Raw genomic sequence first — 25732 nt, forward strand, 5'->3', positions numbered from 1 at the left:
TTGGAGCGCAATTTAGTCGCTTTCCACGTAAAACAGGGAATAGCCAAAGAAAGTTTGGCTTTAGCCGATTACTATTCCGAGTTCTTTACTCAATAAAATCTGCACTTTCTTTACTTCTAAAAATATGTTTTGAAGCACCAGTATTTGCTCAAAGTCTTCGTTTTTTGCGACAGCTGCTTTGATGTTCTGAGTAGCTTCATCCATTAGCTTTTCAAGGTATCTTTTCTTAAAACGAAGCAAGGCTCGATAGCTATTCCCTGACAAATCGTCTTTTTCCGTAGTTATTATTATGCCATGTTTACCGGTCCAGTGCGGAGAAACTTCCCAACGCTGATGAACGATATCAATCACCATGGTTTTGTTTTCACCGGAAAAATTTTCCAACAGATTTCTCAACCCTCCCTCGTTCCCCTTTGAGTTTAGTCCCTTGAAGAGGCCGTATAATTTCTCATAGTTGGCAGTTTGGAATTTTGTTTCCAAAGTCTCTTCCAAAAGGTATTCAATAACAGTTTTTCCTTCATCATCCAGACTTTCTCCTGCATACAGCGCTATCAGTTTCAAAATTTCTCGTTCATGAATCGACAGCTTCCCCAAAAAAGAAAGTTGAGAATCCGTCGGTACCAGTTCTTGAAGAGCCAGCTCGGCTTCCGCCTCGTCTTTTACTTTTTGAAAATGTTCTTTATTACTCTTAATCAGAGACTTATTCAGCTCTGTATGAATAATCTCTTCCTCAATCTGCAGCAGCCCCGAGGCCTCTTTGACATAGACAGAGCGAACGATGGCATCCGGTATTTTCCCGATGCTCTGCACGATCTCGCGGATCACCTCGGCCTTGCGGATCGGATCTTTGGCAAATTCATCCTGGTACAAGCCGATCTTAAATCCGATGAAATCCCGTTGGTTTTCTTTCAGATAATCCTGAAAAGCCTGTGAACCGACCTTCCTTGAATAACTATCGGGATCCTCTCCGTCGGGAAAGACAACTGCTTTGACATTTAACCCACCTTCCAGCAACAAATCTATTCCCCGAATCGAGGCCTTGATCCCCGCCGAATCACCGTCGTAAAGAACCGTGACCTGATTGGTAAATCGCTTGATCAGCTTGATCTGTCCCTCGGTGAGCGAAGTACCGGATGAGGCGACCACATTCTCAATACCTGACAGGTGTAGCGAAACCACGTCGGTATATCCCTCGACCAGGTAGCAGTTGTCTAGATCCCGTATGGCTTTTTTCGCTTGAAATATCCCGTAAAGCACATCACCCTTGTGATAGATCGGGGTCTCCGGCGAGTTGATATACTTCGGTTGGTTTTTGTCTTTGGTGAGTATCCGGGCTCCAAAGCCGATCGGCTTGCCGCTGACGTTGTGAATCGCAAAAGTCACCCGACCGCGAAAACGGTCATAAATGCGGCTCGCATCGCCTTCTCGCTGGAGGATCAGTCCAGCTTTTAGCAGGATATCTTCTTCAAATCCAGCGGCTTTTGCGGCTTTCAAGAAGTGATCCCAGCCATCCAGCGCGTAGCCCAAATCGAACTTTTCGATGATTTGCGGCGTGAAGCCCCGCTCCTTGAAGTAGCTGAGTCCGATCGACCTGCCTTCTTCTGTTTTGAGATTTTTGACAAAAAAGTCCTTGGCAAAATTCAACGCAATGAACAGACTCTCCCGTTCATTTTGCTCTAGGTTTTGCTCAGGAGTACGGGTTTCGTCTTCCTCTACTTCAATCCCATATTTCCCCGCCAAATGTCGTATTGCTTCCTGAAACCCGACCCCCTCGATGTCCATGATAAACTGGATCGGGTCACCCGCCTTGCTGCAACCAAAGCACTTATAGATCTGCTTGGAAGGAGAGACAGAAAAAGAAGGGGATTTTTCTCCGTGAAAAGGACAACAGGCCCACATGTTTTGCCCCTTCTTTTTCAAGGGGACGTAATCACCCACGACCTCCACAATGTCGGCCCGTTCTTTTACTTTGTCTGTGGTTAGCTTGGAAATACTCATCAAATAAGGAAAGTAAGCAAAGGTATGGGCTCGTTTGTTCTGGGGAAATAAAATAAAGGATTATCCGCAATCCTGCCAGAAAGTCCTATTTCTTTGGTCAAGAGGATGAAAAACAGTTGACTGAAGACCGCGGTATCCAAATTCTAGGTTTTCTAGATGTTCAGTGGCTATTGAAGGTTACTGGTAAGAATGCAGATAGGCAAATTAAAATATCCAAAGAACTATTTACCCCCGTTCCAAGTTCACCCTGACGAGCTCGAAATGTGGTTTCATAAAGCGACATTCTTGAAGTACCTTGCCAAAAATTTAGAATTACTGATGCAATTGACCGCAGAATCGATTAAAAAATCACTTTCAAGAGTTCAGGATCCAGACTTAAAAAAAGATCTAGTCACCTTGGGAATGATCCAAGGAATCCATATTGAAGGTAAAAAAGTGAGTTTCAAGGTGGTACTGACGACTCCTGCTTGCCCTTTGAAAGAAGTCATCAAAAACAACTGCCTGGAAGTGCTCAATCAGGATCATGGCAGCGATTGGGAATGGAATATCACCATGACGTCGCAAGTGACTACCGTGCGGGATGCCGGCCCTATCTTGCCTGAGGTGAAGAATATCATTGCAATCGCATCCGGCAAGGGTGGCGTAGGCAAATCCACCACGGCGGTAAATCTCGCTGTGGCCCTGGCTGAACTAGGTGCCAAAGTTGGCCTGATCGACGCAGATATCTCGGGCCCATCGGTACCGACGATGTTCAATGTCGAGGGCGAGCAGCCTTCCGTGAAAAAGGTCGGAGAAAAAAACATCATCATCCCGATCACCCAATATGGCGTTAAGTTAATGTCGATCGGATTTTTAACTCCCACAGACAGTGCTGTAGTCTGGAGAGGCCCGATGGCAAGCTCGGCGCTAAGGCAGTTTATCGCAGATGTGGAATGGGGAGAGCTGGATTACTTGCTGATCGACCTGCCCCCAGGCACCTCTGATATACACCTGACCATGGTGCAGACCGTGCCAGTCACTGGTGCTGTGATCGTCACCACGCCACAAAAGGTCGCCCTGGCTGACGCAAACAAGGGATTATCCATGTTTAGACAGCCTCAAATTAACGTACCTGTCTTAGGTGTTGTTGAAAATATGGCTTACTTTACACCGGCTGAATTGCCTGAGAATAAATACTATATATTCGGCAAAGAGGGCGGGAAAAAACTAGCCGAAAAATACGACGTGCCGTTTCTGGGCGAAATTCCGATCGTTCAGAGCATAAGGGAAAGCGGTGACACAGGCTACCCTGCCGTATTGAAAACCGGACTTACCAAAGATGCGTACATGGAGTTGGCTGAATCGGTCGCCCGGCAGGTAGCCATCCGCAATGCCTCGGTAGAAAAAACATCAGTAGTAGAAGTAAAAGCATAAGGAATAATGGAAGCTGGACTTAGAGAAAAAATTGAATTTGCGCTGGATACGATTAGACCCTATCTGGAAGCAGACGGTGGAAATGTGAGGATAGTAGAATTGACTGAAGACTTGGTGCTAAAAATCGAAATGATGGGCAACTGCGGTTCCTGTCCGATGTCCACCATGACCTTGAAAGCTGGTGTAGAAGAAGCGATCAAGCGAGCCATTCCTGAAATTACCCGGGTGGAAGCGGTCAACCTTACTGTTGCCTAATTTTCCCTATTGAATGAAAAAAGGTTTTCAGAATGTTAGCTTAGCTCTATTTATCACTGGATTATTTTCACTTTCAGCTGGTTCTTTTGGACAAAAAGTCACTCCGCTGAACGCTACGTTGCACGCAGGATCGACCACTGACCACTCACATACCGACAAATGCGCCCACACCCTTATTCAGAAGAAATTCGAAAAGGAGATGGGCTATTTTGGTTCAGAGGGATTTTTTGAAGACTGGATCGACCAAAAAATTGAAAGCCGGAGAGCTTTACCGCAAAGTGCCAGAATCCAGGAAGATGTCAGACTGATCCCAGTCGTAGTGCACGTCATCCACACCGGAACAGCCCAGGGCACCGGAGCAAATATTCCCACTTCGCAGATCCTGGAGCAAATCCGGATTCTCAATGAGGACTTCAGAAGACTGAATGCCGATGCGATTCAGACGCCTGCGGAGTTTCTTCCCGTAGCCGCGGATGCGAACATCGAATTTGTACTGGCGAAGCAAGACCCAGACGGTTTTCCCACCACGGGAATAGTCAGAGTGCAGGGAAGTAAAACTACCTACGACCCAAATGTTGACGCTGAATTGATTGGACAAACAAGCCAATGGAACCCAGACGAATACATGAATATCTGGGTAGTTCCACTCGTTCAGCCCTACATCGGCTATGCATCCTTCCCGATCTCCGATCTTCCTGGTCTGAATTTTTCCCCAACTCCGACGATCATGGATGGAGTGACGATAGACTATCGGTATTTTGGTGCCGGAGGAATCGCCGTGTCCGCATCTTTGGGTAGGACGGCCACCCACGAAGTTGGCCATTTTTTTGGTTTACGACATATTTGGGGAGATGGAGGATGTGGCGTCGATGACTTTGTTACAGACACTCCAACCCAGGATTCCTCCAACGCCGTCTGCAACAGCAACCCCACGAAGACCTCCTGCGGAGTAAGCAATATGATCCAAAATTACATGGATTACACCCCCGATGCCTGTATGAACCTGTTTACAAACGGACAGGTAGAGCGGTTCAATGTGATTTTGGAAAACAGTCCCCGGAGGGTAAGCTTGGTAAACAACCGCGCGACCCAAGATCCTGTGCTGGATAACTTAGACCTTTCCATCGCTCGAATAATCCAGCCTGTAGATGCAGTTTGCGACTTGAATGTGGTTCCTCAGGTCGAAGTTCAAAATGCAGGCACCACCGAAATCACTTCCGCTAGAATTGAATTCAGAAGCAGAGGTGTGGTAATCGAAAGTCGGCGGTTTACGATGAGCCTGGCGACACGGGAGACCACAACTCTGTCTTTCAGTACCTATCAGCTGCAAGCCAGCAACAATCAAGTAGAATTTCGAATAGTCCAGGTCAACGATCAAACGGACAACCAAGCTGCCAATAATTCAAAAACTTCGAACCCTGTATTGCAGGGCGAGATCAGCCTGCCCTATTCCTTCAATACATCCTCTTTTCCCGAACAGTGGGTGGTTACTAATCCGGATCAATCCGACACTTGGGTAAACACCAACCTTACTCTAGACGGAATAACCCAACAGGCAATTTACATTCGCAATTACGAGTATGAAGCTCCCGGTCAATACGACTATTTCATCTCTCCGATCATAGATCTGAGTAAGTACCCAAATGCCCAACTCGTCTTTGAAGTAGCTCATGCTCCCTATGATGAAGCAGGATTCCAAGAAGAACTGCTGATTGCTGTTTCGCAGGATTGCAGTGCCAATTTTGATCTGGTAAATGTCAACTATCAAAAATCCGGAGAACGACTGGAAACCTCTCCCGCTATCCTAGAGGAATTTATTCCGACCACTACCGATCAATTCCGAACCGAGATTTTCAACTTAGCTGATTTTCGGTCTCTAGGCAAAGTACGGCTCGCGATCGTCTCCAAAAACGGCTATGGGAACAATGTCTTTTTAAGAAACATCCGCATCCTGCCAACCGAGGAACTCAAGTATGAGCTGAAAATCGAGGGTATAGTCACTCCCACGCCCATCAGTATGGGAAGTCATACAGAAGAAGAAATTCTGATCACTAACAGTGGAAATCTTGAGGTTTCCAAATTTGTTTTCAACCGAACTTCCAATACCTCCCTTCCAGAATCGTATCTGATTTCCGAAAAAACTTTGGCTCCCCGAGATACCTTGGATCTCTCACTTGCCAAAGCTTCCCAATTGGGAAAAACCCGACTCCGCTACACCATTACTGAGCCTAATTTCGATCAAAACGAAGCTGCTCCACGGGAGTTTAGCCGGTACCACTTGGAGAGCATTGATTCGATCCCATCGCCCTGGAGACAAAATTTTGACAACAGTACAAACCTGGCCCCTTGGCTTGCCATCAACCCCGAGAACGATCTTCCTGCTTGGACTATTGCACCGGTGAATAACGGCGTAGATCCAAACAACGTAGCGAAGCTGGAAGGCGGCACCGCCGGCAACAGCTATTGGCTGGGGACTCCAGTCTTTGATCTTAGTCGATCCAGACAAGCCGCTGTATTCTTTGATCTCGCAGTCGGACAGATCGATCCTGCAACAAGGCTTTCTGCGCTGGCGAGTTCGGACGGAGGACTCAACTATTCAGTGGTCTGGACAGCGTCTGGAGCAGCGCTTTCTACGGTCGCGGTCGGCGGGGCCAATCCAAGTTCTGCGGGAGACTATGTGAGAAAGTTCGTGGACTTGAGCGAATTGACAGGCTCTGAAAGTTCAAACGCAAGACTTGCGTTTGTGCTGGAAGTGGCAGGCAGTAGCAATTCGCCAGTCTATCTGGACAATATCGAACTCTTCCTGAATGCAAATCCGCAGCCTGTAATTCCCACCGAGGGCGCCAGCATTCTTTACCCAAATCCCGCCAGAGAGCAGTTCAGCTTAGCGTTTAACCTGCCGCAAGCAGAGGATGTCGCGATTCAGATTATCTCCGCGACCGGGGCAATCCTACATGAAGTAGTTTATCCGGGCACCTTAAACCAAACCTATACGTTTACGACTGACCTTTTCCGAACTGGCGTTTATTTCATCCGCATTTCAAGCAATTCACTCACTGATATGAAGCGATTAATACTGAATTAGGCAAAAGTACACTGCGAAATAGCTTCGTCAACGCCATAGGCAAAAGCCGAAAACACCTATTGACATTTCAATCAAGCTTTTCCTTACATAAGGGCGTAAAATCAAAAAATCACATTAAATATTCTAAAATAAGCCGAAGCATCTCCCTTCGGCTTGTTTTTTGTCTATTGCTTTGGGTTGTTATCAACAATTTTGTTCTTTAATCGATCAAAAATCCCGCTAACTTAGTCTGACACTATTTTCCGAATGAATTCATTTAGCAACTCGCTCAAAAAAATCCTGATTAACCTGCTGATCATTACCGGTATCGCAATTCTCTTTGGATTTCTTTTTCTCAAAGTTTATCTACCGCTCTATACCAACCACGGCGAGACAGTCTCCGTCCCGGATCTATCTGGCTATGAATTCGATGAAGCGGCTGGTCTCCTCGAAAATACCGGTTTGCAATATGAGATTTCCTTGGATTCGGGTTTCAGCACCGAGCTTCCTGCCCTGGCAATATTAAAACAAATCCCGGCAGCCAACTCGCAGGTCAAAACGGGGCGAAAAGTATATCTGACGCTAAATGCTCGCAATGCACCGCTGCTCAAGATGCCTAACCTAGTCAACATGCTGCTGAAAAATGTCCAAGAAACGCTGGCAAATATGGGACTGGAGCGAGGAGATATTGTCTATGTGCCCGATATCGGTATCAATGTCGTACTGGAGCAACGCTACCGCGGTGTAGCGGTTCGAGAGGGATTTGAGGTCCCAAAAGGAGCTAGAATCGACCTGGTTGTGGGAGATGGCATGGGCAATCAGCTGCTGCTCGTACCGGACCTTTACGGAATGGAAGAAGAAGATGGCGAGTTTCTCATACTTGGTTCCGGACTACGTGTCGGAGACAAAAAATTCACAATCACCGACTCGGTCGCTCCTGGCAAGATCTTTCTACAAGCACCGCCCGCCGGCACAGAGGTCAGAACGGGCGACCTGATCAACATTTGGATCTCCAAAGACTAAAGAATTGAAAACGACGCTTACCCGTTGGATGCTTTTTTCCTGCTTTGCAGTGCTTCTACTGCTGAGCGAAAAGACAGCGGCCCAGTTCGTCGAATTTGCGCCAATTCATCAGGAAAAATTTGCTCAACGACCGTTCAACACGGTTAATTCCAGGACCCAGGCCAATAACGTCTTGCCTTTTTGGGATGATTTCTCCACAGGAATAGATACTCTAAAATGGACAGTAGCCGGTGCTTCGTACACGGAGACCATCGGTCAAAATGCACCCTCTCTGGGCCAAATGCTCTTTAATGGAATTGATCAAAATGGAGCTCCCTACTCGCTGCAGATCCGGGATCAGGGCGAAAGCGACTACTTGACTAGCAAGCCCTTTGATCTGAGCACTTTAAATCCCACTCAACAGGAAAGCTTGTACCTGAGCTTTTATTGGCAGGCAGGAGGAAAAGCTGAGGCACCTGACAGCCGAGACCGCCTCACACTACAGGTTTTGGATGCAGCCGGTACATGGAATACCATTTGGGTTCAGCTGGGAGGAGACGATCTCGACGCAGAGGTGTTCACACAGGAGATTATCAAAATCCGCTCCGAGTGGCAACATGCCGGATTTCAGTTCCGGTTCTTCTCCAATGGACGGCAGGTCGGCCCGTTTGACAGCTGGCTGCTGGACTACGTCTATCTCCACTACAACAGATCTGAAACTGACCTAAACTATCGGGATCGTGCCCTCACCCTGCGCAATCAGCTTACCCTTGGAGAATTCAGCGCCTATCCGCTAGACCTGCTACAGCAAGAGCAAGCCGGACTTTGGACTCAGGTGCAAAATGAGTTTCTCAACCTGGAAAACCGATTTCGGGCTATGGAATATTCGATTCATGCCGACGACAGCTTGGACAACTCGCTATTGGTCATCAATGAAGACACACCCTTTGACCCAGTTCCCAATGCGCTCGAAAGACGGACTTTCCTCAGCAGGGAATTTGATGCAATCCCCACTCCGTCTACGCAAACAGATTTGATCATCACGACTTCACTTACTTCGGGAGACGGATTGTTGTTCCAGATTGAGGGGTCAGATACCACCCGATACGCCGGCGTGGACTTCCGGCTTAACGACACTGTCAAGACAGTCTTCCCTCTCCGTGATTTTTTCGCGTATGACAATGGCTCTGCAGACTATTCCGCCGGAATCAATCAGCGCTCAGGACAGCTGGCAGTGCGATTCAACACACCGGAGTCTGTTTACCTCAAGGGGATTTCGATCAATTTCACCAATGCTTCTCAGGCAAATCAGGCCATCGATCTAGTCGTCTGGGACGAAATTGACAAGAGCCCCGTGCTGGTGAAAGAATCTCTGATTCCCACCAAAGCTCCCGGACAGGATTACGTCTACTATGCACTTGATACCAATCTACGCGTGACAGGGGAGTTTCACATCGGCTTTACTCAATTTTCTAACGATTTCATCCATGTGGGCCTGGACAAAGTGAACGACCATGGAGACAAAATTTATTACAATGTCGGAGCTGGCTGGTTGCAAAATGAGGAGGTAAAAGGGGCGCTCATGATACGACCCCATGTTTCGCTTGCACCGCCATTTGAGGAGAGCGTTTTGCCGGAGGCTGAGTTTAGGATCTATCCAAATCCAGTCGTCAACCAACTTCATATCGAAGGGGAATTTGCGGAAATTGCTGTTTTTGATTCTTTCGGAAGGCAGATTTTGTTGCCCCGAGAGCGAAACGATGAAGGAGAAATCATTAATTTTGAAGGACAGCGGCCGGGCATCTATGTAGTCAACTTAATTTCTGAATCCGGCCCTCAATCGTTTCGAATTTTAGTCAACAGATAATATGGAAGATATCACAGTTTCCGAATTGAAAGACCGTCTCGACAAGGGGCAGAAGTTTCATTTTCTCGACGTCCGAGAAGAATGGGAATTTGAAGAAGACAATCTAGGGGCTGACAACATCCCGCTCGGTGAGCTCCCCCATCGTATCAGTGAGCTGGAGGAGTTCAAAGACGAAGAGATCGTCGTTCACTGCAGATCTGGTGCACGTAGCGGCAATGCCAAGAAGTTTATGGAAAGTAAAGGTTTCAGTAAGGTTCGAAATGTTCCCGGCGGAATCTTAGCCTATAGACAACTCTAAGTGGAATAGTTTATCAGCGTTTCAGTTGTTAGGCGCCCTCAAATCACATTTGTAAAATAGAGCCGAAATTCTCATTTCGGCTCTATTTTTTTAAGTGAATATGAAAGGCTTTGGCGAAAAGCAAAGCGCAAAAATCAGGATCGCCAGCCAGCCGATGTATTTTCTTTTCCAATCCAATTCCCTGGTTCCTGTCACTTCGGGGTGTTTCAAACCCATAAATCTTCCGAGCAAAAATGCAAACAGCAGCCAACCCTGATAACCCTCCCATTCGGGCTTGACAAAAGCAACGAAATACTGCGACGCTGCCAACGAAAGCGCAATGGTCATCTTGGTTTGAATAGTAAAATCAGTCCGAGAATAGCAGAAATACAAAAACCCAACATAGAGCGGAATGCTGATCATAAGCTCCTCTATCGGCGTATCTGGTCGGATCACTCCCAGGCCAGAATAGGCTAGAACAAGCGTAAATATCACTATCGAAATGTGCTTGTGATGCTTTGGGAAAAGTCCGAAAACTACGTGGCCACCGTCGAGTTGTCCTATCGGCAGCAAATTAAACGCGGTAAAGAAGAGCGCCAAATAACCTGCAAAGAGGTAAGGGTAGTGAATTACCTCCGACATCGCTGGCATCCGATCTGGCTCAGCTAAAAGCTCCCCCATTCCCCAAAACAACAGATTTTCCCCCAACTCAAAATCCATCACTTCCTCTCCATAGCCTTGGAAATCCGGGTCAGCATACTCCGGATGGACGGAATAGATATAGTCTGCTGGAGGCAAGGTGGTAAAGCCATATACCAAAACAACCAGAGCAACCAAAAACCCAGCGATCGGTCCCGCAACACCGATATCGAAGAATTTTTTGCGACTGTTGACAAAGCCTTTCATGCGGATGATGGCGCCAAATGTACCGATGGAAGGAGCCCCGATGAATCCCAGCCAGGCTGGAATAAAAAAAGGCAAGCTGCATTTTACCTTGTGGTGAATAGAAGTGAACAAATGACCCAATTCGTGAACCAGCAGAATCCCGATAAACGGGATGGAAAACGCCATGGACTTGAAGAAGTACTCCCAAGTCAGGAAGGAATCGCCATCGGCCATAACGGACTTGCCATAGACCCACTCCCCGCCGGCTAGTGTGGCTGTAATAAGCGTCATAACAAATAGTAACCCGTGGATGAGGTACTCTTTCGGTTTATACATCTCCGAAAAAATCAAAGATCACATTCGGCCCTGTCACCTGGATTGCGTTGATACCGATGGATGCGGCTCCCCTGACATTTGCTTCTAGGTCATCGAAAAAAATTACCCGATCAGCGGTGGTGCCTAGTTCAGCCAACATCTTCTGATATATTTCTGTAGACGGCTTTGCCAGCCCCATCTCGTGGCTGTAAAAAATCCGGTCAAATAACGGCTCAAACCGATCCATATGATGATCACTTTTCAACATCTGATAGACTGCATCGATATGGATCGCATTGGTATTGCTGAGCACAGCCAGTCGATAATTTTCTTTTAGCTTGCTGATCAACTCTATTCTTTTTTGAGGTATTTTTCCCAAGATACTATTCCATAGTTCATCGACTTTTGGATCGTCCCAAGCCTGTTCGAAGTAGCCTCGAACTGCATCTCTAAAGGTAGGAGAATCAATCTCGCCCTTTTCGTAGGCTTTGTGAAAATCAGTCACATAAAAGGAATCGACCTTGGAATGATGTGCGACAGGTACCTGTGACTTGATAAGGTCAAATGCACCAGGATAGTCCAGATCTATTATCACATTGCCCAAATCAAAGATCAAAAAATCAGCATCAGGAGCATTTTTCATTCGCATTCCAGGTTGTGTATTTGAACTCAAATATGTAACATTGCACTCCCAAAACCAAGGTTTACGGCAAATAGAGGCGGTAAAACGGACGTAAAAAGGGCTTATCATCCTCCAAGAGGATCAGCACGATAGGGAATAAATTTGTTCGGGCCTATAGCTCATTCGGTTAGAGCAACTGACTCATAATCAGTAGGTGCTTGGTTCGATTCCAAGTGGGCCCACTATTAAAAGCCAAAATCCAGAAAGATGGATTTTGGCTTTATTTCAGCCCTGAAAATACCATTTAAGGGTCCAAAATCCTCCTGTTCTCTTCGGCCAATTATCATCGTCTTCAAGCTATGATAAAAGCCGAACTTGAAGGCCTTAGTCGTCTCATATTCAGAAGGGAAAGAGCGGCAATAAACTTTCAAAAACATAGTTTTACTCTGTTAACCAACTGGTGATTGGTGAAAGGGCACTTTCAAGTAAGTAATAAAATCAATCATAAGGTTGAGCCCCTAGGAAATGAAGTCTTGAGAATGGCAGGAGTGGCTAGGGCGTATATTTAAGTCTTTCAAAGCGTGTAGTAAACGAAAATAGTATACTAAGACAAGAATATTTGTTCGAAGTCTTGCGAATTAAAAAAAGTTTAAACAACAACTCTATCTGAGATTCCTGATTGCCATAGCTTTTATAGTCAAAATTTCATTTTTTTTTTCGCACTGAGCAAACAAAAGAAAACTGGTTTCAATTGCAACATAAAATTCGATTTAGGGGGAATTGAACAACGACATTGGCAGTACGCTTACCAGTATTCATATTACGAGCGATCTCACCAGCGAACTAGGACACATTTTTTAGAAATTGCGCTCAAAAATATTTATCAATTATGCAGGAAGTAAGCGCGAACTCCGGACGAACAAATTGTATTTATGTTGCTGACCTCGGGAAGTTTTTCCCTTTTCAACCGGAGATCCATAAAAATACTCTGAACACTATCTTTTACGGCATTGGTATCGCGGCAAAGGTGGAATCCGTAGTTGAACAAAGCAGGCATGAATTTTCTATAGATAAAGTTGAAAGCTGATTCTTCCCCACTCTTAAAAGACTTCCATACTTCGGAATCGGACTTGCTGGTATAGACCACCATTACCTGTCCATGGTGGAGCTGCATCAGGGAATTGTCCCTTGGAAATCCTTGGTTATCGTTGATTTTGGGTTTTTTCATATATCACTATCCGAGAATAGTACTCCTTCTTTATATAAGTGCAAAAAGAACCAAAAGGCACCCAGCCATTTCTACTGTTTTTCTAAAAAAGATCAAAAATTTCAACTTATAGAACCCGATCTACAAAAAACAATCTATGGGAAACGGCGCAAACCACAACAATTCCTAGTCGAAAACAACAGTTGAGTTTTAGCTCCCCATCAATTTGAAATGGGCCCACGTAACACATCAAGTTGCACTCCTCCGAGGAGCTTTTTTTGTCACTCTAATGGATGGGAGTCACCGTCAACGCCTGATCTGGTTCTCGGATCGGATGTCCAATGGAAGGCAAAGAAATAATCGTTAGCCCCAAAAAATCACCAAGGCTTTGGAAAGATCACAGCTTGGCGGATTTCACATTAATTTGCACACTTCCTAATCCTTCACTTTCGGCGGAAATACTAATATCCCCTGCTTCTTTTGTAGCCTTCAGAATCAGGATACTCTTTCCATTAAAGGCGCTTCGGGTGTTCCCGACAAAGCTTTCTTCACTCTTGGGATCCCCATTGTCTACTGCCAATATGGTGGCTTCACCAGAGACCTTAAAGTTGATTTTGTTGGAAGCAGTGGGGACAAAATTATTGTCTTGATCCAGAATATTGACTTCGATATGCACCACGTCCTGCCCGTCCGCATTAATCACTTTTCGGTCCGCCAACAGTTCGATCTTTGACGCTGAGCCTGCTGTCTTGATAGTTTTTTCGGTGACTATCATACCCTTGTTTTTTCCCTTTGCGGTCAAAGTACCAGCCTGATAAGGGACATACCATACCAAGTCCATGGAGTTGGCCATGACTTGTTCTCCCAGTGACTTGCCATCAAGGAAAAGCTCGACGCTCTCGCAGTTGGAGTAGGCAACCACAGGGATTTCCACACCTTCTTTTCCTTCCCAGTTCCAGTGGGGAAGGATATGGACCATCGGCTCTTCTGTCCATTGGCTTTGGTAGAAATAATAAGTGTCTTTTGGGAATCCGCACATGTCAATAATGCCAAAATTCCAAAGACGGGCCGGCCAGCCAAACATGGATTCACCCAGATAATCAAAGCCCGTCCATCGGAATTCCCCTGCCATGTACGGAAAGTCGCGTGTACGTCTCCAAGAGTCACGGGCCGATATTCGAACCATGGAATTATCGTAGGAGGAACTATAGTATTTACTGATCTCCCCAAAAACTTCCTCTTCGGCCAAATTTGGCACTTCCATAACACCTCCTAAAGGATTTTTGTCCCTATACCAAGATTGGCTTTGGTAGATTCCGCGAGTTTGAAAGGAATGGAGAACTTCTGTGGCAACTAGTTTTCTGTTTGGATAAGTTTCGTGGTCTTGTTCATACATGAAGGCGGAACCTCCTCCCCCGTTATACCCCGTCACGTCCAGAAGACTGGCATAACCACTTTCATTTGCCAAATGCATATGGGTAATCCCACTGGTGATTGGCCTCGTTGGATCTTCCTCCCTTACGACTTCCATTAGTCTTTTTAACCGCTCAGCTCCTATTTCAAAGCAAGCATCGGGGATTTCATTGCCTACACTCCATAGAATGACGGAAGGGTGATTGCGGTCCCTTGTGATCAACTCTCTCAGGTCGGTTTCCGCCCATTCATCAAAATACAGGTGGTAACCATATTCGACTTTTCCTTCGTTCTTTTTATTTCCAAAAGGCCATGACTCTTTCCATTCATCAAATGCCTCATCCATTACCATAAAGCCCATCTTGTCACAGAGATCCAACAACACCTCGCTGGGAGGATTGTGTGCGGTGCGGATGGCATTGCATCCCATCTCTTTTAAGATCTCCAACCTTCGCTCCAGCACGCGGTCATTCAAAGCGGCCCCCAATGCGCCCAGGTCACTGTGATTGTTAACCCCTTGCAACTTCATATTTACTCCATTGAGACTAAATCCATTCTCTGAGGAGAAGGAAAACTCCCTGATTCCAATGTTGGTGGAAACTTCGTCGACGATTTGGTTGCCGACCTTGATTTTGGTCTTTAATACATAGAGGTAGGGACTGTCAGGCGACCAAAGGTTTGGCTTTGGAAGTTGGACCTCCCGGATGTCTTCCTTTTCATCGGCGATTTCAGTTTTTGGGGAGGCTATTTGCACGACGAGCTTGTTCTCCGCATCAAAAATTTCATGGACCACCGAAAATTCACCCGGTCGCCCCAAGTCATTTTGAATTACTGTCTTAATCTTGAGGGATGCCGCGTCATCTGTTATTTTTTCGGTGGTGGCAAAAACCCCATGGCGAGCGACATGGGTTTTGTTCGTTTTGATCAGGTACACATGTCGGTAGATACCCGAACCGGTGTACCATCTTGCGCTGGGCTCTTTGGAATTATCAACCCGAACCGCCAGCATGTTTTTCTCGCCAAACTTCAGATAAGGTGTGAGGTCATAGCTAAAACTGATATAACCGTAGGGCCGTTTTCCTAGATAATGGCCATTGATCCACACTTCACTATTCATATAAATCCCGCCAAATTCAATGTTTATCATTGACTCTGAATCCGATTGAGGCAAGGTGAATTCTTTTCTGTACCAGCCGATCCCGCCCGGGGCGAAAGCTCCTACATTTCCCACGGGGTTATCTTTTGAGAAAGGCCCTGCAATGCTCCAGTCGTGCGGCACATCAATGTCCTCCCAGCTACTATCATCAAATATTTGCCCAGAAGCGAAAGGGAAATCTCCTTTGGAGAATTTCCAATCAAAATCGAATTTGACCTTTTGTCGCCCAGTATCGTCAAGGGGTTCTGATGCCTCACAATTGAAGATAGATAGCCAGAAAGCCATCATGAGAATGCCGAAAAGAAATGGCTTCGATTTCATCAATGATCAAAGTTTTTGAATAGAATCATGAGTTTAAGCAAAGGAATTTCATCCCCTACTATATAGTGCTAAAGGGAGCGGGAAAACCCCCAAAAAGGCATACTTTTTCTTAATAGGAATGCACAGATGAAGATTTTCATCTTTCCAGTCCAATTTTGCGCGTTTTCAGTCTTGGATACAATGGGTTTTTAGATCCTTCCGAGTTAGGCAAGCAATCCGATTAGGCTTTTTCAGAAAACAGGTGTAGGGAATTTGACTGAACCTTCCCAGCGAATTGGGAAAGCTAATTCTTACAGCATTTGATACATTCCGATAGCAATGAAATTCAGCTTGAAAACTTGCTCGGCTACCTCTGATTTTTGAGTTTTATTGCATTTGGTGATAACATCACGTTCTCCTCTATACCTTTTAGTAGAAAAGGCAACCTCGAACTTTCCCTACTCCTTAGCTCTCCTCTTTTCCATGTAATCATTGAAAAGGTCAAGATATTTTTGATCCATCTCATCAGAATCCCCATAGGTAGCTCTTACTTCATTCAACTTGGCGTGCAATTCTTTTCTTACACCTGCATAGTCAGGGTCGTCATACACATTGTTCATCTCATTCGGATCTTTTTCGAGATCATACATCTCCCATTCGTCGATGTCGTAGTAGAAATGCATCAGTTTATACCGCTCGGTCCTGACACCATAATGTCGCTTGACCATATGGACGGCGGGATATTCATAGTAGGTATAATAGGCTGCATCCCTCCATTGATCCGAACTTCCACCCGCCAGTTTTCTAAAAGAATCTCCCTGCATATCGTCAGGAATTTTGACTCCGGCATAGTCTAACAGGGTTGGGGCAAAGTCGAGATTTTGCACAAGTTTGTCGATGGTCGTTTTGGGTTTGATTTCCTTGGGAAACCTCATTAAAAGTGGGGTTCGAAAAGACTCCTCATACATAAACCGCTTGTCAAACCAGCCATGCTCGCCGAGGTAAAACCCCTGATCTGAGGAATAGATCACGATCGTGTTCTCCGCCAAACCATTTGCCTCCAAATATTCCAGCAATTCTCCTACCCCATCATCGACAGACTTGATGGTCCTCAGATAATCCTTGATATATCGGTTGTATTTCCAGAGTGCCAATTCCTTCCCTTCCAATTTGGCGTCCAGAAACGCCTGATTTTTGGGTTCATAGGCTGCATCCCAATCCTGCAGTTGCTTCTCATTGAAGCGTTTTAAATAATTCAGCATCAAAGTGGGCTTTCCCTCGGGATCCTCCTTCAGTTTAAAGTCAATACCCCAATCTGCATGACCGTCAATCTCCATCTCCTGTTCTCTGGCCGCACGTCCCCGGGTAGCATAATCGTCAAAGAAGTTGCTTGGCGGGGTGAAGGTCTGGTCGTCGTAAAGGGTAAGGTATTTAGGAGCCGGCTGCCAGTTTCGGTGGGGGGCTTTTTGGTTGTATATCAAAAGAAAGGGCTTGTCTTCATCTCTTCCTTCTTCAAGCCACTTTAGCGCATATTCGGTAGTGATCTCGGTGACATATCCTTCAAAACGCTGTCTCTCACCGTTCACCAAAAAATCGGGATTGTAGTAGTCGCCCTGTCCAGGTAATACCATCGAATAGTCAAACCCTTGCGGGAGACCATCCAGGTGGATTTTCCCGATCATGGCCGTAGAGTAACCCGCCTGTTGAAGCAGCTTGGCAAAATTCTCCTGATCCCAGTCAAAAGGCTGGATATTGTCCACTTTACCATTGATGAAGCTATGCTTTCCGGTCAAGATCACTGCCCGGCTGGGGGCGCAAATAGAGTTGGTTACCGAGGCACGGGTGAAAATGGCCCCTTCGTTGGCCAAGCGGTCGATGTTGGGAGTTTCGTTTAATCCAAATCCATAGGCACTAATCGCCTGGTAGGCATGATCATCGCTCAACATGAAGATGATATTTGGCTGCTTCTGTTTGCTTTGTGCCTTAAGTAAGGCAGGACTGCCAAAAAGCCACATCAGAATCAAAACAACACGTAACACTTTACTATTCATCACTTTGAAATTTACAGAACGAAACAACACTTCATTAAAAGGCTACGCTATCCTTTGCGTATTCCCTCAACGGCCGAGAGCTCAATCTCCAGCGGATCACCGAGGATTTTAGAACCAGACTCCGTAATCAGATAGGCATCTTCCACCCTGATCCCCCCAAAATCTCGGAAATCGGCCAATCGATCATAGTTGATAAAATCGCTGTGAAGCTTAGCGGCCTGCCACTGATCGATCAGTTGCGGGATAAAATATACGCCCGGTTCGATAGTCACCACAAATCCTTTTTCAAGTTCCTTACCTAATCTGAGTGATTTTAATCCAAATTGGTCGCTTTTTTTGAGTTCATCGGTGTAGCCAACATACTCCTCTCCCAGATCCTCCATGTCATGCACGTCAAGCCCCATCATGTGACCGAGACCACATTGAAAAAACAAAGCATGCGCTCCCTCATGGACCGCATCGTCGAGGTTGCCTTTCATCAGCCCCAGATCTTTGAGGCCTTCCGCCAACTTTTTGCAGGCTGACAGATGGACGTCTTTGAACCTGACTCCCGGCTTCAGCGCAGAAACGCCGGCTTTGTAAGCACTCAAGACAATTTGATAAACTTCTCTCTGCATAGGGGAAAACTCAAGGCCCACGGGAGATGTCCGAGTAATGTCTCCCGCATATCTCATGGCAGATTCCGCTCCAAAATCCCCCAGTAGCATTTTCCCTTCCGTCAGCGTATTCCCATACTTGTGATTGTGCAGCGTCTGGCCATCAATGGTTATAATTGGCGGGAAAGATAGATGACCGCCGGAAGCCAGCGCTTCCCCAGTCACCAGCCCTAAAAGTTGGTATTCTTTCATGCCGGGTTTGGCCTCTTTCATCACCCGCTTATGCATCCTTACGCTGATGTTAACCGCCTCGGTGATCTCCGCGATTTCCTCCTCGGTCTTGATAGATCTCAAGCCCACCACCGCTTTAATCAGGTCAATGGAAGCTCCAGAATGAATCTTCTGAAGCGACCACGAAAACAAATCGGATAATTTTTGACTGTTTTCAGGCCTATAGGGAGGAAGGTAATGGATTGTCCCGTCAGCTGATTTAGCAACAAGAGCCGAGATCTCATTTTTCGCCTTAATGGTTTTGATTCCAACAGCATCTCCCAATTCCGACAACAGGGGATGATTTCCATGCCATACAGTTTGCTCAGTGGTCAGATCATCCCCGAAAAGAATTTCTACGTCTTGGTCGATATCTATCACCGCCGCTAGGCCGGGGATGTCCAAGCCGAAAAAATAGAGGAATGTGCTATCCTGCCTAAAGGGATACCAATTGTCTTTGAAGTTGCTGCTGCTTTCTTCATTTCCCAAGAAGAGCAGTACCCCCGACCCTATTTTCTCCTTTAATTTTTTCCTCCGTTCCAAATAAGTTTCCTTCGAAAACATCTTCATTCTTTTGCTTAAAAATCAGGGATATAGCGACTTTATCAATGGAATATATTTAGCTAATCACAGTTTGGACCAAATTGGCTCCTTGTTTCAAGCTGGCCAATGTAGGTCTGGAAGCAAGGGACTTATGGATAACCTCCAGGACTCTTTCCCTTTCCTCTCCTACCAGCGGCAACCTCGGCGCTCTGACATTCTCCGTACCAAGTCCTGCAGCGACTTCGGCCAACTTGATGTATTGAACCAATTTAGGATGTATGTCCAACTCCAGAAGCGGGAAAAACCAACGGTAAATTTTCAAAGCCTCCTCAAATCTTCCCTCTTTCATCAAGTCATAGATGGCGACTGTTTCATGGGGAAACGCACAAACCAAACCGGCAACCCAGCCATCTACTCCCAAGGCCAAGCTTTCGTAAGCCAAAGGATCAACGCCACAAAGGATCTTGAATCTGTCTCCGAATCGGTTGATCATCTTGGTTATGTTCGAAAGATCTCTGGTCGATTCTTTGACTGCCTCGATATTTTTGTGTTCCTCCAGCTCTCCAAACATATCCAGCGTCACCAGTATCTTATAGTCCACGGGATTGTTGTAAATCATGATCGGCAAATCGGTAGACTCAGCGATTTTTTTGAAAAAAGCGACAGTTTCGCTGTCATCTGCCTTATACCTCATAGGCGGAAGCACCATAAATCCTTCGACGCCACTGGCTTGAGCAGAATTCACGACCTCTAGTGCCTCTTTGGTAGATTGCTCGGCAATCGTGAGAACTACGGGAATCTTTCCCTCTACGACTTCAAGCGTAGACTTGATAAGCTGTTGTTTCTCGCAGTGTGTCAATGTGCTTGCCTCTCCCAAGCTGCCTCCCAATATGATCCCATGAACTCCCGCCTCCATCTGAATCCGGAGATTACTCTGGAAGGCTTGCAGATCGAGTTTGTCATCTGAGGTAAACTTGGTAGTTATTGCCGGGTAAACTCCTTTCCAATCAATCATAGTTCTACATTTTAGTTTAGTGGTCAGTGGTGATGTCAATCAATTAGTATGTCATAAAGCCTTATTGCCCTCCGGGAGGCAAACTTCTCAGCCAGAAATTTTTCATGGTTTCTCGGAGGTGTAGAGAAGTATTTTCACGTTCATTGATGCCATGTGCACGCATGGGGTAAGACATCATGGAAAACATCTTGTTGTATTTGATCAATTTATCCACCAACATCTCAAAACTCTGATAGTGAACATTATCGTCGGCAGTTCCATGGATGATCATGAGATCACCTTGTAGGTTCTCCGCATAAGTAATCGGCGAACCGTCGATATAGCCTTTCAGGTTGTCCTCCAAGAGTCCCATATAGCGCTCTTGGTAGGTTGCATCGTAGAGCCGTTGGTCGGATACAAACGCCAAGGCCAATCCCGCCTTGTAGAGCTCCGGAAATCGAAACATTAGATTGAGGGTCATTTGACCGCCTCCACTCCAACCCCAAGTACCGACTCGAGATGGATCAATGAAGTCATTGGTTTTCAGTATTTGTTCCGCCGCAGCTTTTTGGTCGTAGGAGGCAAGGATGCCGATTTGTCCATAAATAGATTTGCGCCATTCCCTTCCGCGTGGAGTTTTGGTCCCGCGGTTGTCGACGCTGACCACCACATATCCCAGTCTAGCCATGTAGTGATGCCATAGATCCCCATCCATCCAGGCATCCTGCACGGTAGACCCGGCAGGCTCCCCATAGACATAGAATAAAAGCGGATACTTTTTCATCGGGTCAAAGTCTGCGGGCTTGATCATCCAGCCGTCCAGCACGATATCTCCTATATCGACCTTGAAAAATTCCTTGGGGTTCAAGCCCAATGCGGCATACTTGGATCGCAGCTCCAGATTTTCTTCCAGCACCCTGACTTCTTTATGTGCAGGTAAGCTGATCAGAGAATAGACGGGCGGCGTTGTCGTATTTTGGAACGTATGGATTGCAAATCTTGAGTCCGTCGAAATCTGATAGGAATTCTGCCCGGAAAACTCAATTGGTGTGATTCGCTCTGCCTTTGCTCTTTTTTTGAGCGAACTGCGATAAAGGTATCGTTGCGTGAAATTGTCAGGCGAAGAGATATAGTACACAAAGCCGCTGGCAGGATCGATGTGGCTGATTCGTTCCACGTCAAATTCCCCTTCGGTTATCAATTCCACGCTTTTCCCATCTCGAGAAACTTTGTATAAGTGCATCCAACCGTCCCGCTCGCTACTCCATGTGAAGAACTTTCCCCCCTCTAACCAACGAACGTCGTCATGGACTTCAAGAAAGGCGGAGTCTTCCTCGACAAGAATTTTGGACAAGGCCAGCGTTTCGATATCACCTTTCCACACCGTGTTTACATTCTGTGCTCGGTTAAGCTGCTGCACCAGCACTTCCTGAGAATTTGGGATAAATTCCATTCTCGCCAGGTAATTGTTTCTGGGATCTCCGGGCATATCAAACCATCTGGTTTCTCCCCCTTCGCTGGGGACTACTCCGATCTTGACTGCCGAGAGCGTTTGGTCAACCTTGGGATAGGGCAGCGGAATAGGTTGGGAATAGATCGAGTCCAAGTTGTTGATCAGATAGAATGTGCCAACTCCCCTCGTGTCAGACTGCCAGTATGTAATGTTTTTTCCGTCAGGACTCCATCTGAAACCATCTCTGCAGGACAGTTCCTCTTCATACACCCAATCAAACGTACCGTTGATGATATCTTTGTTACCATCGGAGGTGAGTGCTGTGATCTTCCCCGATTCCAGAGATTCCACAAAGAGGTTGTTTTCGCTCACATAGGCCACTCTTGTGCCGTCTGGAGAAAATTTAGCAAACATCAATGTAGTAGCTGGAATCTGCTTCCCCAATTGGCTCAACTTCCTGGTATCCAAGTCCAAAACCCAATAGTCTCCCCGGGTATGATATCTCCAGACTTTTCTGGTGTTGGTGAAAATCAAAAGCTTACTGTTGTCCTCAGACCAATGGTAGTCCGCTACCGTTAGCGGCTTGGATGCTCCAGTTGGGATGAGTTCCTCTGCAGAAACCAAGATCGATCTTGTGCCCTTTTTCGCGTCGTATCTGACAATATCATCTCCTTCGAGTTGATTGTTCTTTTCTATACTTGAATATCCATCTCCGTCCTTCATCCACCGGATCGGGCCAAACCGCTTCTGCGTATACACGCCGTTCTTGTAGATGTCAGGAAGTGTGAGTAGGGATTGAGAACATACATCACCTATAATTCCAAATAAAAAAACAACTCCAAATATTACGCTATTCTTCATTCTATATAAGCTGGTTGATAACCTCTTGTATTGCTGCTATTTAGTAAAAACGGTTCAGATAGATGCGCGCTAAAAAAACTATTTCAACCGTTCTAATAAAGGTAAAGATTCAACGCCTTTATCTTATTATCCCATTTTAACCAAATCGTATGATATATTAACCTCACCAAAAGCATCCGATTAATCAATTAAAGTTTGGCAGAGTTCGCTTGCACACTGGCCAAAAGATTCCCCATCGCAGGAAGAGGCGCACAACCTAAGTTTTGAAAAAATTGACATTTTCGTTCAAGCAGCATTGAGGATGCTTTTTCTAAATTCAAGCGGGGTCATTCCCGTTATACTTTTAAAATGTTTGTGAAAATTCGACAGATTATTGTAGCCACAACTGAAACAGCACTCGGAGGTATTGAAATCGTCTTGGGAAATTAGGCGACAGGCATTTGCGATCCGCACTTCAATCAAAAATCTGGAGAACGTTTTTTGGCTTTTATACTTAAAAAACCGACAAAAAGCTGTGGGCGACATATTGACAAGATTTGCCACGTGTTCCAGTGTGATTTTTTCGTTGTAGTGGTTTCTGACATATTCAAATACCTTGTTGATTTTGGGAATGTTTTCTTGGACAGTTCGAATGGGAACCCCAAGGCATGAGATGAATTCCAGATTATTGTCCTTTGAGACACATTCAAGGACTTCGAGAAGCCCCAGGAATCTTTCGAAGGAACTTTTGTTCGGAAGATCAGTCAGCTTCTGACTGATGATCGCTTGTCTATTCTCAGAGACTCGGATTCCATATACCGCAAAGTCAATCAGCTTTTTGATAGCATGAGCCTCAGGGATATCATTCAAACTATGCTTTAAGACGTCTTGACTGAAGAAAACCGAAATCGCGCGTGCTTTTTTCAAGGAAGAATTGGGAAATTCATGCTTGCTGTTTCTAAATACATGCGGGAGATTTTTTCCAAACATATAAATCTCCCCCTTTTTGAACTGGATAAAACTGTCAGAAACGAAGAGCGACCCGCCTCCCTCTAAGATCAAAGTGATCTGAAATTCTTCGTGAAAGTGGATCGGTTCAAAGAAATTTTCGAGTTCCCAACACTCTACTCTTATGGTTTCTTCCTTAAGACTTGGCACTTTAAAATGGAGGGGATTCATGATCTATTTAGTTTAGTCCGCGACTAGATTTTGCAAGATGAAACATTATTAATTTAGCATTTTCGGACATATGAAGCAATTCTGCATGAACGGATTTAAGCGAATGTTAAGATAAAACACATATCTGTTAATATTTAATAGCAGATTGAGGCTACTTTCACCTAAATTCAATAGTGGTCTTTAACTGAAATTTCCCATGACATATCCAAGCATCTTTAATGACGTAATCGGACCTGTGATGAGGGGTCCCTCTAGCTCTCACTGCGCTGCCTCCCTCCGAATCGGGAGAATCTGCCACGACCTGATGAATGGGAGTATCTCCGAAATCGAGATAGATTTTGATCCCAAAGGGTCGTTGGCAACCACGCACAAGGAACAAGGTTCCGACATGGGCTTGTTTGGTGGATTTTTGGGATGGGAAGCCTATGATGAGCGACTCGTCGATTCAGAGATGCACATCGGAGCAGCAGGTATACGCGTTCAGATCAACATCAGAGATATCCAAGCCGAACATCCCAACACCTATCAAATCACCCTAAAAAATCCCTGGGAAACCCACCAGGTAATTGCAATTTCCACCGGTGGCGGGATGATTGAAGTCATTGAAATCGACGGCGCAAAAGTCTCTCTCGCAGGTGACAACTATGTGACATTGATCTATTCTTCCACCGCCGAGAGTTTGCTTCAATACCTCCATCAATCCAACATCAGTGAAAGCATAGAGATACAGACCTCATCAGGTCTCATCGCCATAAAATCTCAGATCCCGCTGGAAAGCGCAATGCTGGAGGAGCTGAAAGAAATCGACGGAGTTACCCAAATCAAGCAAATCAAGCCGGTGCTACCCGTTCTTACGCGAAAAGACACTCAGGTTCCCTTTATCACCTGCGACGAAATGATGGCCTATAACCAGGACAAGAATTTGAGTCTTTGGGAACTGGCGGTAAGATATGAAAGTCTCAGAGGCAATATCTCCGAAGAGGAGGTGCTTTCGAAAATGGAAGACATCCGAATTATTCTAAAGAATGCGGTTGAAACAGGATTGAAAGGGACAAAATTCGAAGACCGGATTTTGGGCCCCCAATCCGTGAAGTTCAAAGCGATGATGGAGGACAACAAGCTGATAGATGGCAACGTCCTGAATCGGATCATCATGTATGTATCGGCCATCATGGAGGTTAAGAGTTCTATGGGCGTGATCGTAGCGGCCCCCACTGCAGGTTCATGTGGCGCTATGCCCGGCGCTGTGCTCGGTGTGGCAGATTCTTTGGGTCTTTCGGATGAAGAAACTGTGAAAGCTCTGATGATCGCCGGATTGATCGGCGTATTTATAGCAGCCCATTCGACCTTTGCTGCAGAGGTCGGAGGCTGTCAGGCAGAATGCGGCTCGGGATCTACGATGGCCGCCGCCGCTATAGTCTATTTAGCGGGAGGCAATCTGGATCAGAGCATTTGTGCCGCATCCATGGCATTGCAGAGTGCCCTTGGGATGATATGCGATCCTATCGGAAACAGAGTGGAAGCTCCTTGCCTCAACCGAAATGTAATGGCCGCTTCCAACGCCCTATCCTGTGCCAATATGGCCCTGGCTAGTTACAATCACTTGATTCCTCTCGACCAGGTCATTGAAACCATGTATGAAGTAGGGAAAAGCATTCCCAATACATTGCGATGTACAAATCTTGGGGGCCTATCCATAACGAAAGCCGCGAAGGAAATAGAAGAAAAATTGGTGCAAAAGCACTTCTACAAGAGCTGCTAAAACCTGGTAAACAGCGTACTTAACCTCACCTTTAACCTCCGAAATTGAAAAAAGGGTTGTCGCTTGACAACCCTTTTCTCGTTCAGGTCAGGTCGGAAATTTCATCCCCGACAATCATTTTCTTTGGCAGCGGGATTGGTCATTACCAAGCCGAATCTTCCCCCAATTGATGAATGGTATTTTGAACTCCTGACTTCGACAGTCGTCAGTCCCATTTTGATATAAGTAGTTGATTATTAAATGTTTTGAATTTTCAGTTTATTAATTTGG

The 25732-nt window shown here is 45.8% G+C and carries 17 protein-coding genes and 1 tRNA gene; 8 read left to right on the forward strand and 10 right to left on the reverse strand.

Annotated elements, in window-relative coordinates:
• Positions 1-60 precede the first annotated feature (60 nt).
• Complete coding sequence (gene dnaG, locus ABD031_RS16375) at positions 61-1998, reverse strand: DNA primase (protein WP_343853413.1); 1938 nt, start codon at positions 1996-1998, stop codon at positions 61-63.
• A 318-nt stretch (positions 1999-2316) separates the two neighbouring features.
• Between dnaG and ABD031_RS16380 the strand changes: the two genes are divergently transcribed.
• From ABD031_RS16380 to ABD031_RS16405, 6 genes are all read left to right on the forward strand, one after another.
• Positions 2317-3411: an Mrp/NBP35 family ATP-binding protein gene (locus ABD031_RS16380; RefSeq protein WP_343853415.1), complete on the forward strand. Its 1095-nt coding sequence runs from the start codon at positions 2317-2319 to the stop codon at positions 3409-3411.
• A 6-nt stretch (positions 3412-3417) separates the two neighbouring features.
• Positions 3418-3666, forward strand: a complete 249-nt coding sequence (locus ABD031_RS16385) for a NifU family protein (RefSeq protein WP_343853417.1) — start codon at positions 3418-3420, stop codon at positions 3664-3666.
• A gap of 13 nt (positions 3667-3679) precedes the next feature.
• On the forward strand, positions 3680-6751 hold the full coding sequence (locus tag ABD031_RS16390; protein ID WP_343853419.1) for a M43 family zinc metalloprotease: 3072 nt from the start codon (positions 3680-3682) through the stop codon (positions 6749-6751).
• 246 nt (positions 6752-6997) lie between these two features.
• Positions 6998-7753, forward strand: coding sequence for a PASTA domain-containing protein (locus ABD031_RS16395; protein WP_343853421.1), 756 nt, complete (start codon positions 6998-7000; stop codon positions 7751-7753).
• A 4-nt stretch (positions 7754-7757) separates the two neighbouring features.
• The gene (locus ABD031_RS16400; RefSeq protein ID WP_343853423.1) at positions 7758-9599 is read left to right on the forward strand and encodes a T9SS type A sorting domain-containing protein; all 1842 of its coding nucleotides are present in this window, start codon (positions 7758-7760) and stop codon (positions 9597-9599) included.
• A gap of 1 nt (position 9600) precedes the next feature.
• Entirely contained in the window at positions 9601-9897 is a 297-nt protein-coding gene (locus ABD031_RS16405; RefSeq protein WP_343853425.1) for a rhodanese-like domain-containing protein, read from the forward strand.
• A 90-nt stretch (positions 9898-9987) separates the two neighbouring features.
• On the opposite strand, the gene ABD031_RS16410 is transcribed toward ABD031_RS16405, so the two are convergent.
• Together ABD031_RS16410 and ABD031_RS16415 are read right to left on the reverse strand one after the other, a co-directional pair.
• The gene (locus ABD031_RS16410) at positions 9988-11097 is read right to left on the reverse strand and encodes a site-2 protease family protein (RefSeq protein WP_343853427.1); all 1110 of its coding nucleotides are present in this window, start codon (positions 11095-11097) and stop codon (positions 9988-9990) included.
• A complete protein-coding gene (locus tag ABD031_RS16415) occupies positions 11090-11719 on the reverse strand; it encodes an HAD family hydrolase (RefSeq protein WP_343853429.1) in 630 nt (209 codons plus the stop codon). The genes ABD031_RS16410 and ABD031_RS16415 overlap by 8 nt, the downstream gene beginning before the upstream one ends.
• A 147-nt stretch (positions 11720-11866) precedes the next feature.
• Between ABD031_RS16415 and ABD031_RS16420 the strand changes: the two genes are divergently transcribed.
• A tRNA-Ile gene (locus ABD031_RS16420) sits at positions 11867-11940 on the forward strand.
• 641 nt (positions 11941-12581) lie between these two features.
• Here ABD031_RS16420 and ABD031_RS16425 read toward each other — a convergent pair.
• From ABD031_RS16425 to ABD031_RS16455, 7 genes are all read right to left on the reverse strand, one after another.
• Positions 12582-12926, reverse strand: coding sequence for an RNA polymerase sigma factor (locus ABD031_RS16425; protein WP_343853431.1), 345 nt, complete (start codon positions 12924-12926; stop codon positions 12582-12584).
• A 376-nt stretch (positions 12927-13302) separates the two neighbouring features.
• Positions 13303-15795 (reverse strand): glycoside hydrolase family 2 TIM barrel-domain containing protein, encoded by a 2493-nt coding sequence (locus tag ABD031_RS16430; protein WP_343853433.1) that lies wholly within the window; start codon positions 15793-15795, stop codon positions 13303-13305.
• Between the two features lie 437 nt (positions 15796-16232).
• Positions 16233-17789 carry a sulfatase family protein gene (locus ABD031_RS16435; RefSeq protein ID WP_425542779.1) on the reverse strand — a complete coding sequence of 519 codons (1557 nt, stop codon included), beginning with the start codon at positions 17787-17789 and terminating at the stop codon, positions 16233-16235.
• 83 nt (positions 17790-17872) lie between these two features.
• Positions 17873-19255, reverse strand: a complete 1383-nt coding sequence (locus ABD031_RS16440; protein WP_343853437.1) for an aminopeptidase P family protein — start codon at positions 19253-19255, stop codon at positions 17873-17875.
• A gap of 55 nt (positions 19256-19310) precedes the next feature.
• The gene (locus tag ABD031_RS16445) at positions 19311-20249 is read right to left on the reverse strand and encodes a dihydrodipicolinate synthase family protein (RefSeq protein ID WP_343853439.1); all 939 of its coding nucleotides are present in this window, start codon (positions 20247-20249) and stop codon (positions 19311-19313) included.
• Positions 20250-20310: 61 nt separating this feature from the next.
• Complete coding sequence (locus tag ABD031_RS16450; protein ID WP_343853441.1) at positions 20311-22542, reverse strand: S9 family peptidase; 2232 nt, start codon at positions 22540-22542, stop codon at positions 20311-20313.
• A gap of 285 nt (positions 22543-22827) precedes the next feature.
• Positions 22828-23700 (reverse strand): AraC family transcriptional regulator, encoded by an 873-nt coding sequence (locus ABD031_RS16455; protein ID WP_343853443.1) that lies wholly within the window; start codon positions 23698-23700, stop codon positions 22828-22830.
• 196 nt (positions 23701-23896) lie between these two features.
• On the opposite strand from ABD031_RS16455, the gene ABD031_RS16460 reads away from it, so the two are divergent.
• Positions 23897-25462, forward strand: coding sequence for an L-serine ammonia-lyase, iron-sulfur-dependent, subunit alpha (locus tag ABD031_RS16460; RefSeq protein WP_343853445.1), 1566 nt, complete (start codon positions 23897-23899; stop codon positions 25460-25462).
• Positions 25463-25732 lie beyond the last annotated feature (270 nt).

The sequence above is a fragment of the Algoriphagus jejuensis genome (assembly GCF_039523455.1).
GTDB classification, from domain to species: Bacteria; Bacteroidota; Bacteroidia; order Cytophagales; family Cyclobacteriaceae; genus Algoriphagus; species Algoriphagus jejuensis.

Coding starts and splice junctions, on each gene's coding strand:
- ABD031_RS16385 (WP_343853417.1), top strand. CDS start 3,418: ATGGAAGCTGGACTTAGAGAAAAAATTGAATTTGCGCTGGATACGATT.
- ABD031_RS16430 (WP_343853433.1), bottom strand. CDS start 15,795: ATGAAATCGAAGCCATTTCTTTTCGGCATTCTCATGATGGCTTTCTGG.
- ABD031_RS16395 (WP_343853421.1), top strand. CDS start 6,998: ATGAATTCATTTAGCAACTCGCTCAAAAAAATCCTGATTAACCTGCTG.
- ABD031_RS16415 (WP_343853429.1), bottom strand. CDS start 11,719: ATGAAAAATGCTCCTGATGCTGATTTTTTGATCTTTGATTTGGGCAAT.
- ABD031_RS16450 (WP_343853441.1), bottom strand. CDS start 22,542: ATGAAGAATAGCGTAATATTTGGAGTTGTTTTTTTATTTGGAATTATA.
- ABD031_RS16380 (WP_343853415.1), top strand. CDS start 2,317: ATGCAATTGACCGCAGAATCGATTAAAAAATCACTTTCAAGAGTTCAG.
- ABD031_RS16390 (WP_343853419.1), top strand. CDS start 3,680: ATGAAAAAAGGTTTTCAGAATGTTAGCTTAGCTCTATTTATCACTGGA.
- dnaG (WP_343853413.1), bottom strand. CDS start 1,998: ATGAGTATTTCCAAGCTAACCACAGACAAAGTAAAAGAACGGGCCGAC.
- ABD031_RS16440 (WP_343853437.1), bottom strand. CDS start 19,255: ATGTTTTCGAAGGAAACTTATTTGGAACGGAGGAAAAAATTAAAGGAG.
- ABD031_RS16435 (WP_425542779.1), bottom strand. CDS start 17,789: ATGTGGCTTTTTGGCAGTCCTGCCTTACTTAAGGCACAAAGCAAACAG.
- ABD031_RS16455 (WP_343853443.1), bottom strand. CDS start 23,700: ATGAATCCCCTCCATTTTAAAGTGCCAAGTCTTAAGGAAGAAACCATA.
- ABD031_RS16445 (WP_343853439.1), bottom strand. CDS start 20,249: ATGATTGATTGGAAAGGAGTTTACCCGGCAATAACTACCAAGTTTACC.
- ABD031_RS16405 (WP_343853425.1), top strand. CDS start 9,601: ATGGAAGATATCACAGTTTCCGAATTGAAAGACCGTCTCGACAAGGGG.
- ABD031_RS16460 (WP_343853445.1), top strand. CDS start 23,897: ATGACATATCCAAGCATCTTTAATGACGTAATCGGACCTGTGATGAGG.
- ABD031_RS16410 (WP_343853427.1), bottom strand. CDS start 11,097: ATGTATAAACCGAAAGAGTACCTCATCCACGGGTTACTATTTGTTATG.
- ABD031_RS16425 (WP_343853431.1), bottom strand. CDS start 12,926: ATGAAAAAACCCAAAATCAACGATAACCAAGGATTTCCAAGGGACAAT.